This window comes from Bradyrhizobium sp. USDA 4504, assembly GCF_054063995.1.
Window position 1 is genome coordinate 905,112 of sequence record NZ_JBSSGV010000001.1, and the last position, 12,610, is coordinate 917,721.

Annotated in this window: 7 protein-coding genes and 1 tRNA gene; 3 read left to right on the forward strand and 5 right to left on the reverse strand. The window is 64.6% G+C overall.

What is annotated here, in order from left to right; all coding sequences use genetic code 11:
- Nucleotides 1-117: 117 nt before the first annotated feature.
- Together ACVMB1_RS03900 and ACVMB1_RS03905 are read right to left on the reverse strand one after the other, a co-directional pair.
- Entirely contained in the window at nucleotides 118-1,362 is a 1,245-nt protein-coding gene (locus tag ACVMB1_RS03900) for an IS4 family transposase (protein ID WP_229193590.1), read from the reverse strand.
- Between the two features lie 346 nt (nucleotides 1,363-1,708).
- Nucleotides 1,709-3,487 (reverse strand): acyl-CoA dehydrogenase, encoded by a 1,779-nt coding sequence (locus tag ACVMB1_RS03905; RefSeq protein WP_057015231.1) that lies wholly within the window; start codon nucleotides 3,485-3,487, stop codon nucleotides 1,709-1,711.
- Between the two features lie 218 nt (nucleotides 3,488-3,705).
- Here ACVMB1_RS03905 and ACVMB1_RS03910 point away from each other — a divergent pair.
- The 3 genes from ACVMB1_RS03910 to ACVMB1_RS03920 all read left to right on the forward strand — a co-directional run bounded on the left by ACVMB1_RS03910 (nucleotide 3,706) and on the right by ACVMB1_RS03920 (nucleotide 9,486).
- Nucleotides 3,706-3,780, forward strand: a tRNA-Gln gene (locus ACVMB1_RS03910).
- Between the two features lie 291 nt (nucleotides 3,781-4,071).
- On the forward strand, nucleotides 4,072-7,176 hold the full coding sequence (locus ACVMB1_RS03915) for a DEAD/DEAH box helicase (RefSeq protein ID WP_076824471.1): 3,105 nt from the start codon (nucleotides 4,072-4,074) through the stop codon (nucleotides 7,174-7,176).
- A 738-nt stretch (nucleotides 7,177-7,914) separates the two neighbouring features.
- Complete coding sequence (locus ACVMB1_RS03920) at nucleotides 7,915-9,486, forward strand: porin (RefSeq protein ID WP_057015232.1); 1,572 nt, start codon at nucleotides 7,915-7,917, stop codon at nucleotides 9,484-9,486.
- An 84-nt stretch (nucleotides 9,487-9,570) separates the two neighbouring features.
- Here ACVMB1_RS03920 and ACVMB1_RS03925 read toward each other — a convergent pair whose 3' ends face one another.
- The 3 genes from ACVMB1_RS03925 to ACVMB1_RS03935 form a co-directional block, all read right to left on the reverse strand.
- The gene (locus tag ACVMB1_RS03925; RefSeq protein ID WP_141343047.1) at nucleotides 9,571-10,605 is read right to left on the reverse strand and encodes an LLM class flavin-dependent oxidoreductase; all 1,035 of its coding nucleotides are present in this window, start codon (nucleotides 10,603-10,605) and stop codon (nucleotides 9,571-9,573) included.
- Between the two features lie 213 nt (nucleotides 10,606-10,818).
- The gene (locus tag ACVMB1_RS03930) at nucleotides 10,819-11,742 is read right to left on the reverse strand and encodes a glutathione S-transferase family protein (protein WP_076824397.1); all 924 of its coding nucleotides are present in this window, start codon (nucleotides 11,740-11,742) and stop codon (nucleotides 10,819-10,821) included.
- 109 nt (nucleotides 11,743-11,851) lie between these two features.
- Nucleotides 11,852-12,610 (reverse strand): SDR family NAD(P)-dependent oxidoreductase, encoded by a 759-nt coding sequence (locus tag ACVMB1_RS03935; RefSeq protein WP_076824473.1) that lies wholly within the window; start codon nucleotides 12,608-12,610, stop codon nucleotides 11,852-11,854.

Consider the following 12,610-nt stretch of genomic DNA (forward strand, 5'->3'; position numbering starts at 1 on the left):
CGAAGCGCGACCCGGGACCCATAACCACAAGTGCCGATTGGTTTGCAACGCTGGAGCCACAGCTCGTTTCAAAACGGAAGGCTGTGGTTATGGGTCCCTGCTTTCGCACTAGTGCATCTACACGTTTGTCGGGCCATTTGCGAGGATTTGGAAGCGGGCCATTCCGGTGTGGAAGGTGATTGGTCCAGGTGGACGGTGGGAGGCGTAGCCGGTCCATCCGCCGAGTTTTGCGATGATCCATGCCGCCCAAGCAAGAGTGTTGGGGCGATGGTGGTTTTTCTGAAGCTCGGTGCGACCTTTCATGGTTTTGTTGATGGCCCTGAGCGTCTCGATCTCTTCTGCGGTGAAGACAAATTCAGCCGGCAATTCTTCGCCACTGTTGCGGGCCTGAACGAGTTGAATGACGATACATGCCGCTCTGGTGGCGACCGCCACGAGCTTGATCAGGCCTTCGGCGCTCTCGATCTGACTATCCTCGATGCGCAAACCCTGGCTCTTCAGCGAGCGAAAGAGTTGCTCAATGATCCAGCGCTGGCGGTACCAGGAGACGATCTGCCAGGCGTCTTTAACGGTGGCGACCGGATGAGTGGTCAGGAGCAGCCAGCGAATGGGCTCCGCACCTCTCGGCGGATGCAACTCGACCACTTCTACGAAGCTGAGTTTGATGCCCTCCGCCAAGTCGGTGACGCCGGGCCTCTGCGGCCGCTTGAGCACGACGGTTCCGAAGCGCATCGAGAGATGGGCCTGCCGGCCGCGCCGATCCATTCGCTGCGGCAGATCGATCACCGCGTTGTCGCAGAAGCGGCTCCGCTCGACCGCCTGATAAAGTGTGTCGCCATCGACCAGCGCATGGTCGTGCATGGCACGCGACAGAAGATGGACATTCTCAGCTGGCGTCAGCGCCCAGTGAGCAAAGAAATCCCCCTCGCGGTCGTTGACGACGGTGATCATGCGGGCATCTGCCAGGACGTCGCGGCCTTGCTCGGCGGCCGTCACCCAGCGCGCCGACTCCTTGTCGGCCAAGGCGCGCCGCTCATGCGGGATTTTTACCTTGCCTTTGCGCGTCCAAACGTTGCCGCCAGTAAGGCCAAGACAGACCCCGCTGTCGGCATCCACCGCCATCATCGCATGCAACAGCACGCCGCGAGCATTGCCCTTGCCGACTTTGCCCAGCCCGCGCCGCCGTCCCGCCTGGGTCTGGAACTTGACCTCGCTCGTATCCTGGATCGCCAGCACATGACGCCCGCTGACCGCAGTCCGCGTCTGCGCGCTCCAGCCCTCAATCAATTTATCGATCGTGACTTGGGGGTTGTTCACAAACCGCCAGAACGCCATATTGGCAGCCCAATCGCCCCGGGCCATCTGGCGCAAGCAGACGCTGCGCGTGCAAAGCATAGCCCGGAGAAGCGTCGCCCCCTTTTGTCGAGACGAACGTCCCCGAACTCACCCAAAGACAAATCCGGCTGCATCGCTGGCGCTCCTTCGAATCAAAGCGCCAGTGAGAGAATCATACAACATGCTGCAGAGACGCCACTTCTTGCTGCACCGAGTCAATCTGTCGCGCCCCAAAACCGTGTAGACACGCTAGTGCGACAGCAGGGACGACAGTTGTGATGCGGCACGTCATGTGCATCAAACGAGCGAGGAGGGCCTTTGGCGAGCACAGCGCTTTGGGCCCTCTGACCTCGCAATGACGGTGGAAGGTATCTTATCCCGCCAGCACCGCATCCGCGCCGGTCACCGCCTCGGCGCTTTCGGTCACGGTCTTTTCCAGCGACGGCGCCTGCACGGCGATGTTCTCGGCGAAGAAGCGCGCCAGCGCGACATAGCGCTGCGGCTCGGCTTCGCCGTTCGCCTTGGCGGCCAGCGCTTCGCCGGCGAGCATGCAGCCGCCGAGCGTTGCGGCGAACAGCCGCAGATAGGGCGTTGCGCCGGCCAGTGCCTCGTTCGGCGCCGAGGCGAGGCGCTCGAGCAGCCATTTGCTGGTGCGCTCCAGCGCGGCGTGCGCGTCGCGCAGCTTGGCGCCCGTGGTGCCGAACGCCGGATCGTTGGAGGTCTCGACCTGCTTGATGACGGCAGCGAGCTCGTCCAGCAGCGCCCAGACCGAGGCGCCGCCATTGGCGCCGAGCTTGCGGGTGACGAGGTCGATCGACTGGATGCCGTTGGTGCCCTCGTAGATCGAGGTGATGCGGGCGTCGCGATAATGCTGCGCGGCGCCGGTCTCCTCGATGAAGCCCATGCCGCCGTGGATCTGCACGCCGAGATAGGCGACCTCGTTGCCGATGTCGGTGGAGAAGGCCTTGGCGATCGGGGTCAGCAGCGCGCCGCGGGCCGCGGCCTCGGCGCGCACCTTGGCGTCCCTGGCGCGCACCGAAACGTCGAGCGCGACCGCGGTGGCGTAGCAGATCGTGCGCGCCGCCGCCGTCATGCTGCGCATCTGCATCAGCATGCGCTTGACGTCGGGATGCACGATGATCGGATCCATCCCGTCGCCCTTGTGGCCGATCGCCTTGCCTTGCCTTCGCTCCTGCGCATAGGCCAGCGCCTGCTGATAGGCGCGGTCGGCAATGCCGACGCCTTCGAGGCCGACGCCGAGGCGGGCCTGGTTCATCATCGTGAACATGCAGCGCATGCCCTGGTTTTCCTCGCCGATCAGATAACCGATCGCGCCGCCCTTATCGCCCATCGTCATGGTGCAGGTCGGCGAGGCGTGCATGCCGAGCTTGTGCTCGACGCCGCTGGCATGGATGTCGTTGCGCTCGCCGAGCGAGCCGTCGGCATTGACCAGGAATTTCGGAACCAGGAATAGCGAGATTCCCTTGGTGCCCGAGGGGGCATCGGGCAATCGTGCAAGCACGAAATGCACGATGTTGTCGGTCATGTCGTGCTCGCCATAGGTGATGAAGATCTTGGTGCCCTTGATGCGGTAGGTGCCGTCGGGGGCGCGTTCGGCGCGGGTGCGCAGCGCGCCGACGTCGGAGCCGGCATTGGGCTCGGTGAGCTGCATCGTGCCGGTCCACTCGCCGGTGACCAGCTTCTCGAGATAGGTCTTCTTCAGCTCGGCGCTGCCATGGGCATCGAGCGCCTCGATTGCCGACAGCGTCAGCAGCGGGCAGAGGCCGAAGGCGACGTTCGACGCGCTCCAGATCTCGGTGCAGGCGGCGTTGACCGCGAGCGGCAGGCCCTGGCCGCCGAATGCTTCCGGCCCTGAGACCGCGTTCCAGCCCGCGGCGGTCCAGCGGTGGTAGGCGTCGGGCCAGCCCGGCGCGGTCGTCACCTTGCCGTTGTCGAGCTTGATGCCGTGCTCGTCGCCGACACGATTCAGCGGCGCCAGCACGTCGGAGGCGAACTTGCCGGCTTCTTCTAGCACCGCAGCGGTGATGTCGCCGTCGAAATCGCCGTAATGGCCGGCCTCCACGGCGGCAGCGAGCCCCGCACCGTGATTGAGGGACAGCAAGATATCGTTGATCGGCGCACGGTAGGTCATGGCGTTACTCCCGACGAGGCGTTTGCAAATTGTCATCCCATGAAACCGGCGCCCTCTCAACAGTCCGAACGGACATCGCACGGTCTGTTTCGGCCACCGCGGCGTCGCCTTATAAAGAGTACCGTCATCATCCTGCGGCTTTCGTGCCTTTTCGATCGCCGCCCTGTTGAAATGGCGGGACTCACCCTATAGACCGACGTGGCCTTCGATCGGCGCGTTGGGGCGTAGCCAAGCGGTAAGGCAGCGGATTTTGATTCCGCCATTCGGAGGTTCGATCCCTCCCGCCCCAGCCAGCAAGCAAGCCGTTGATTTCAAGAGAGGAATCGTTTTTTTGCCGGCCGCCCCCGCCGCCATTTCGGGCGGATTGGGCCGGCTTGGCTGGAAATCTGTGCCGCTTTCGCTTCCATGGCGGCGGGCGACAAGCCCCGAGTCGCCCGGAGATCCAGGTCAACGGGCGATCGTAATCACGACATAACGACGGATCTGACGTGGCGAATACCAAGAAGGCACGCGCTGCTGCTGGCGCGAAGAAGAAAAGCAAGGGATCGGCGCGTTCCGGGATCTCGTCTTCCTCACCGCTTGGCATGCTGGCGCTTCATCTTCTCGAGCAATGGAAGAAATCCGGGCGGGACGGCATCGTTTTCCTTGCGGAAAGCGAGAACAGGGCAGAGCGCCTGGGCAGCGTGCTGCATTCGCTCGATCCCTCGCTCGAGGTGCTGGTGTTCCCGAGGCTGAATACCTTGCCCTTTGACGGGCTGGAGCCGTCACGAGAGATCGCCGGCCGGCGCAGTTCGGTGTTGAGGCGCCTCGCCCGGAGCAAGAAGCCGGTCTTCCTGGTGTCGACGGCCGAGGCGATCATGGAGCGGTTGCCGTTGCCCGCCAGCTCGGCGCGCCTCAGCATCAGCCTGAAGGTGGGGGCGGGCTATTCCGAGCAGGAACTCAAGGATCGTCTGGAAGCTCTGGGATACGATCTCGACGAAGAGGCGGATTATCCCGGCAGCGCTCTGTTCCACGGAATGACGTTCGAGGTATTTCCCGCGGGCGCGCTGGGGCCGTTCAGAATTGAGCATTCCGGTGGCGTGATCCGCAGAATCGCCGGTGTCGATCCAGACGAGCACGACGTCGTGTTCGACGCGGAGGAACTGCACATCGACCCGATGTCCGAACGGATCGCGTTGGGAGGCAAGCGGGCACAGCGGGCGGCGCTGCCGGATTATTGTCAGCGCGCGCGCTGGATCGCGGACGCCGGCGTTTCGGGCCACGCCGATAGCTGGCTGAGCACGATCAAGGAGGCGGCCGGCCGCAGGGAGGCGGAGCGCGAGTATCTGGGGCCCGCTGACTGGAAACGGCTGACCAAACGGATGAGCTCGCTGCCCCGAAAGGCAGCTTTCACCGCCACGCCTGATTTCTCGAAGGTCGCCTCATCGCGGAAGGCTCTTCGCGCATTTGTCGCCGACACCGAGCGCGCCGGATCGCGGCTGCTGTTTGTCGCGGCGGTCGAAGATGACCTGCGCGCGATGGAGCGAATGAGCGGGATCAAGGCGGAGCGCTTCGCCGACTGGAACGAGGCGGCGAAGGGGCGGGGCGGCGAAGGCGCGCTGCTGGCCGACTTCGACACCGGCTTCATCGGCTCAGGGCGCAAGCCGCTCGTCGTCGTGACGGCGACCGACGTGCTCGGCAGCAGGGCGCATCATCCGCAGCCCATGGCGCGAGCCTGGAGCTCGGCTTTCGATCATCCCGACGTGCCGGAGCGCGGCGCGGTCGTCGTGCATCTGCAACGCGGGCTGGCCGTGCTCGATGGCTTGCAGACCTTCGATATGGGGAAGGGATCATCGCGCGAGATGATCAGGCTGGCATTCGCGGGGGATGATGCCGTCCTCGTTCCGCCGGCCGATCTTGCGCTGATCTGGCCGTATGCCGCGGAGCTCGGCAAGCTGGCATTGGACAGGGCCGATGGCAGTACGTGGTGGACGCGGCGTGGCAAGGCGGAGCGGGAAATCCAGACTGCCGCCAAGGCGCTTGCCAAACACATCGCGCAACGGCGCCGCCGGCGCGCTCCCAAGCTGGTCGCTCCCGGTCCCGCCTATGAGCGGTTCGTCGCGCGCTTTCCGTATTTCACGACCGTCGACCAGGCGAAGGCAATTCGCGACGTCCTCGATGATCTGGCGTCCGGTCATCCGATGGATCGGGTCGTCTGCGGCGACGTCGGGTTTGGCAAGACCGAGGTGGCATTGCGCGCGGCGGCGGCCGTTGCGCTGTCGGGCAAGCAGGTCGCCGTCGTCGTGCCGACGACTGTTCTGGCAAGGCAGCACGTTGCAACCTTCCGCAAACGGTTTGCTCCGCTTGGCATCGAAGTGGGAAGCCTGTCGCGGGCGACGTCGGCTCCGGAGGTGAAGGAGACCAAGGAGGGCCTGCGAAGCGGCAAGATGAAGGTCGTGGTCGGCACGCAGGCGATCGCATCGAAGGACGTGAGGTTCGCCAAGCTGAGCCTGGTCATTGTCGACGAAGAGCAGCACTTCGGCGCGGCCGAGAAGGCGAAGCTTTCAGGGCTGGCGAAGGGCGCCCATACGCTGTGGATGAGTGCCACGCCGATTCCGCGCACACTTGCGGCGGGCCTTGCGGGATTCAGGGAGCTGAGCGTGATCGCATCCCCGCCCGTTCATCGGCTTCCGGTCGCGACCAAGATCGCTCCGCTCTCGGACGCCGCCATCGCCGCAGCATTGCTGCGCGAGCAGCGACGTCACGGGCAAAGCTTTCTGATCTGTCCGCGCATCCAGGATCTGGATCCGATGCTGGCGCGCGTGCAGTCGATGGCCCCGGAGCTCCGCATCGTCTGCCTGCATGGCAAGCTACCCGTCGACGAAATCGACGATCGAATGATGAGCTTCGTCGAAGGCGAGGCGGACGTCCTCCTGGCGACCAACATCGTGGAAAGCGGTCTCGACATCCCCCGGGCGAACACCATCGTGGTCTGCTGGCCGGAAAAGTTCGGTCTGGCACAGCTCCACCAGCTCAGAGGCCGGGTGGGACGCGGCGGGACACGAGCCTTCGCATACATGCTGACCGAATCCAGTTCGGAACAATCCGGGAGGCGTTTGGCCGTTCTGGAGGAGTTCAGCAGACCGGGCGCCGGTTTTGCGATCAGCGAGCGGGATCTCGACCTCAGAGGCGCCGGGGATCTGCTTTCGGAGCGGCAATCCGGCCACGTGCAGGTTTTCGGTCCGGTGCTCTACAGCCACCTTCTGAAGCAAGCCTCGGAGAAAACCAACGACCGGTCCGCCGATATGTGGGTGCCCGATCTCAACCTTCCGCTCGCGGATCTGCTGCCCAGGAGCTATGTGCAATCGGAATCCGTGCGGCTTGAAATCTATGGCCGTGCCGCGAGGTGCCGGAGCGAAGACGATCTGGAGGATCTCGAGGAAGAGACCTCGCGCCGCTTCGGCAGGCTGCCGTCGGCGGGGCGGGACTTCTTCGCCGCGGCGAGGCTCAGGATCGATTGCAAGCGGCGAGGGATCGTGAGGCTCGATGTCGGCCCGGAGGCCGTCGCGGCGACGTTCCTTCCCGGGAGGCTGCCCAAATCCAGAGCACGTTCGCTCCAGCGCGACGGCGATCGCGTGTTCTATTCGGACAACATACACGAGCCGCCTTTCGAGCGGATCGAGGATCTCCTGGACATTTTGGACGAGTGAGGGCGACGCGGCTCCGTCGGAGACGAGCCTTGCGGGTGCGCCGCGCGCAGTAGAGATATTTCAGCGCGCCGGAGCTGCGGAGAACAAATCGACCGATTCTGCGCGCTGACATCCCAGTGACATGTAGCATCGTTACTGCACATGCGTGGCGAACCGCCCGCCGTCATTCGGCCTGCTCCGAGCCATCGGAAAGCCCTTCCAGGCGCGAGTCGACGGTATTCAGGGCGGGTTATGTTGTTCAAATCGCGGCGTTTTGGGCCGAAACGTCGTGCCCGGATACCGGAATCAGCGCTTGCCGAAGCCGGCTTCAGCAATCGCTTTCTCAGTAGGACTACGCGTTTTGCACACCGTTCCGCGTGGTGTTGCCCAATCTTGTGCCCGATAGCGGTAACTGAAATATTCGTATTTTGTTTCAATGGCTTGCGGAAATGCCGCAATTCAAAAGTCCGTGATATTTGTGCAACATTTGCCCGAAAACAGCCGCAACTCGCCCCAAACCGAGCGGTCTTTTGTTGCGTGATCGGGGGCCTTCTGTCTCATATGGAACTACGACGGAGGGGGGCATCCCGAGGTCGTCCCGTTCTAGGTGGTTCGCTTAAGTCCCTCGCGTTCATGCGGGTGTGTCCGAAGACGCGAAGCGACTAAGCGGGGATTTAAGGGACAAGGGAACCAACCTGAGGGTGTTTTACCCGGCGGATCCGGAACCTTCCCTGAGATAGAGCAACTTGGAGGTTTAACATGAAGATGGTTAAGAGCCTTATCCTCGGCTCGGCGGCGGCTCTCGTCGCGGTCGGCGGAGCTCAGGCGGCCGATCTTCCCGTCAAGGCCAAAGCGGTCGAGTACGTGAAGGTTTGCTCCCTGTATGGTCCCGGTTTCTACTACATCCCGGGCACCGACACTTGTATCAAGCTGGGCGGCTACCTGCGCGTCGACGTTCTGGCGAACACCAACTCGGACCACACCGGCAACACCTCGGGTGCTGGTGGTGCGAACAACCGCTTCACCAACGGCTACACCTGGCGTTCGCGTGAAGATCTGAACATCGATACGCGCACCGCGACCGAATACGGCGTGGTCCGCACCTTCTTCGATGCGACGTTCTCCTGGACGACAGACAACTATGCCGGTCTGGGCAACGGCTCGACCGTTTACTCGCCGATCGGTACGTCTGCGGCTCCGAACAATGCCGGCTCTGGTAACGTCGCCGCTGGTACGGTCGGTGTCTACTACGCATTCATTCAGTTCGCCGGCTTCACCATCGGTAAGGCGGTCTCGCAGTTCTCGGCTCCGTGGGCCAACTACCCGGGCAACAGCTACGACGGTCTCGTCGGCGGCGGCGGCACGATCACTGGTGTGAACCAGTTCACCTACACCGCGCAGTTCGGCAACGGCGTGTCGCTGTCTTTGTCGGCTCAGGACCAGACGGCTTACTATCAGGCTGGCGTGGTCAACCTCGGCGCGCCGGTCACCTTCGGCGTTCCCGGCAACACCAACGTGTTCGGTATCAGCGACTACGCCGGCACGATCGCTCCGGATCTCGTCGCGATGCTGCGCGTCGATCAGGCCTGGGGTCTGTTCCAGGCATCGTTCGCCGCGCATAACAACCACGCGGCCTACTACGGCGGCACCGAGTTGACCGGTCATCCGGACGACAAGTGGGGCTGGGCTGGTGCGTTGGCCTTGTCGATCAAGAACATCCCGACCGGACCTGGCGACACCATCAACTTGCAGGGTGTCTACACCAACGGTGCAACCCGCTACAACATCCAGGACCTCGCCGGTTCGGCTGGTGGCAACACCATCTTCGGCGGAACCAACGTTCCGGGCGCCTATCAGAGCATCGGCTTCGGCATCGCGCCGGACTCGATCTTCGTGACCGGCGGTCAGCAGCAGCTGATCACGACCTACGGCTTCCGCGGTGCCTACGTGCACAACTGGAATCCGAACTGGAACACCAGCATCTACGGTGCCTGGGCCCAGGTTAACTACAACAGCACGGCCAAGGGCTACATCTGCGGTCCGGCCGGCAACGGCGTGGGTGGCTCGCTCAGCAACTTCTTCGGTGCTGGTTCGGCTCTGACGTCCTGCAACCCCGACTACAGCATCGCGCAGCTCGGCACGCAGACTCAGTGGACCCCGGTGAAGAACCTGACCTTCTCGGCCGACTTCACCTACACCCGTCTGGACCAGAGCTTCGCCGGTACGGTCGCCTTCCCCGGCAGCCCGACGATCGGCAAGCCCGGCGCAATCTACGAGCTGAAGGACCAGAACACCTACATGTTGCTGCTCCGCGCTCAGCGCAACTGGTAATACCGATTGATCTGATTGCGATCTAACAGAGCCCCCGGCGCGAAAACGCCGGGGGTTTTGCTTTGTCATGCCGGTTCTGGCGCGTCACGCGGCCAGCATCTCGCGCACCATCGGCGCCACCTCGCGGCCATAGAGCTCGATGCTCTTCATCAGCTTGTCGTGCGGCAGCGGGCCCGCCGAGTATTTCAGCTGGAAGCGCGCCGCGCCGAGCGCCTTGACGGTCGCCGCGATCTTGCGAGCAACGGTTTCCGGCGCGCCGACATAGAGCGAGCCGTGCTCGGCCTCGGCCACGAACTCGTCGCGGCCCATCGGCGGCCAGCCGCGCTCCTTGCCGATACGGTCGCGCATGACCTTGTAGTCCGGCCACAGCTCCTCGCGTGCCTGCGCGTCCGTCTCGGCGACATATCCCGGCGAGTGCACGCCGATCGGCTTCGGTTCGCGGCCGAACTGCTGGTAGGCCCGCTGGTGCAGGTCGACATAAGGTGCAAAGCGCTTGGGATCGCCGCCGATGATGGCAAGCATCAGCGGCAGGTCGTAATGCGCCGCGCGCACCACCGATTCGGGACTGCCGCCGACGCCGATCCAGGCCTTCAGCCGGCCGTGCTCGACCGGCGGATAGACCGACTGGTTCTTGAGCGGTGGCCGCAGCTTGCCCTGCCAGGTCACCGGCTCCTGCTTGAGCAATTCGGTGAACAGATCGAGCTTCTCCTCGAACAGCTCGTTGTATTGCCTGAGGTCGAAGCCGAACAGCGGGAACGACTCGGTGAAGGAGCCGCGGCCGAGGATCACCTCAGCGCGGCCGTTCGAGACCGCGTCGACCGTGGCGAAGCGCTGGAAGACGCGGATCGGATCGTCCGAGCTCAGCACGGTCACCGCCGAGCCGAGGCGGATGTTTTGGGTGCGTGCCGCGATTGCCGCCAGCACGGTCTCGGGCGTGGAGATCGCAAAATCGGCGCGGTGGTGCTCGCCGAGCCCGATGAAATCGATCCCGAGCTGATCGGCCAGCACCGCTTCGTCGACGACGTTGCGGATCACCTGGGCATGAGGCAGCGGCGTGCCGGCGGCGTCGTTGGTGACGTCGCCAAACGTATCAAGCCCGAATTCGACGGAGGTCGTCATGGTCAGTCCGGTTGTCGGCGTGGCGGAGCATCCGCCACGGGCCACCCATCGCACGCAGGCCGAAAGGTCGGGTTGCTGCGGATCGATCCGCAAGCCTGCGCTGTGGAGCCTTGGGTTGGAGATAGATGGGAACTATTGCCGGTTCAGGGGGCCGGCAAGGTCACGCCGCGAAACGCAGCGTTTCCAGGCCCGCTTCGGAGCAGCCTGCGCCAATCAGCCCGGGACCACCAGGAAGCCGGCGCGCGGGAAATGCACCACCACCTCGCCGACGCGTTCATCCGACCGGCGGATCGCGATGTGTTGCGCCGACAGCGAGATGATCTCGCCACGCACCGGGATCTTGCCGTAGTCATCCGGCATCACGGCAACGACGTCGCCGGGCTTGCGACCGTTCGGGTCGCTGGGGTCGCCGAACACGGGCGACTCCGGCCGCGCCTTCGCCGCGATCTCGAGCGCGTCGGCCGACGACATCTCGGTGCGCGTGCCGTGGCCGATGGCGCGGATGCGCTCCTCCCATGCCACAACGCGCGGAAAGGAATTCATGATCTCGTCCATCGTGGCGAGGCTCTGCCGCGCGTACCACACGTTCATGTAGGCGCTGACGTCCGCGAGGCTGAACTCGCCGAACAGCCACGGCCGGCCGTCGCCGAGTTGCGCCTCGATCCAGTCGATATTGGCGCGGAACTGGTCGCGCATCTGCGGCAGCGCCGCGGTCATGGCGGCGACGTCGAACTTGCCGCCGCGCAACTTCTCGCGATCCTCGATGAAATCCCGCGGGACCCTGTCGCCGACGAAGCCGAACACGAGGTTGACCGTGTTCTGGAAGAACGGCCGGTCGGCCCACATGCCGAGCGCCCAGGGCACGCCGGCATTGCCTGCCGGAAACAGCGTCGGCGTCGGGTAGCGCCGCTCCAGCTCGCGGATGATGATCTGGGTGTCACAATAGATGTCGGCGCCGATCTGCATCGTCGGCGTGCGGCGATAGCCGCCGGTCATCGGCATCAGGTCCGGCCGCGGCATGATCCGCGAGATCCGCACCGAGCTCCAGGCGAGCTTCTTGAATCCGAAGATGATGCGAATCTTCTCGGAGAACGGCGATTGATCGAAATGGTGCAGGATCGGCGTGGGCTGCGACATGGCCTTCTCCCGGGACAGGGTGCGATCTCGACGGACCTTGCCGCATAAGCTGACAAGATTCCGGCCGATCGCAACCTATATTCACGGGCGGGAGGGCGGCGCAGCGCGTTCAGAACTGCTCCGCCCACGGCCGCAGGTCGAGCTCCAGCGTCCAGGCGCTGCGATGCTGGTGATGCAGCACCCAATAGGCGTCGGCGATGGCCGCGATGTTGAGCATGCCGTCCGGCCCGCGCTCGTCCTTCAATTGCGGACGCATGCTCAGCAGGCGGTCGCCCTCGATCCCGCCATCGACCACGACATGGCCGACATGGATGCCCTGCGGCCCGAATTCCCGCGCCACGCTCTGCGCCAGCGCGCGCAGCGCGGCCTTGGCGGCGGCGAACGGTGAGTAGTTGGCCTTGCCGCGCAGCGAACCGCTGGCGCCCGTAAAGACCAGCGTGCCGCCGCCGCGCGCAAGCAAAGCAGGGATCGCGGCCTGTGCCAGCTGGAAACCGCCGAGCGCGTGTTCGCGCCAGTGCTCCTCGAAGCGTTGCTCGCTGACCTTCAGAAACGGTGCCGGCCGGTTGGAGCCTGCATTGTGCACAGCCATCGCGAGCGGTGCGAGCCGCTCGGCCGCCGCGACGAAGCGCGCGACGTCGGCCGCCGTGGAGGCGTCGCCGACCACATGCGCGACCGTTGCGCCGCTTGCGGCCAGCTCGGCCGCGGTCGCGGCGAGCTTGTCGGCGTTGCGGCCGGCGATCGCGACGGGATAGCCGCCGGCGGCAAAGCGACGCGCAATCGCGGCGCCGAGGCCGTTCGACGCGCCGACGCCGGCAATCAGCACGCTTCCTTGTACGGCGGTCGGCTCGAGGGCGGATCGGTCGTTCAT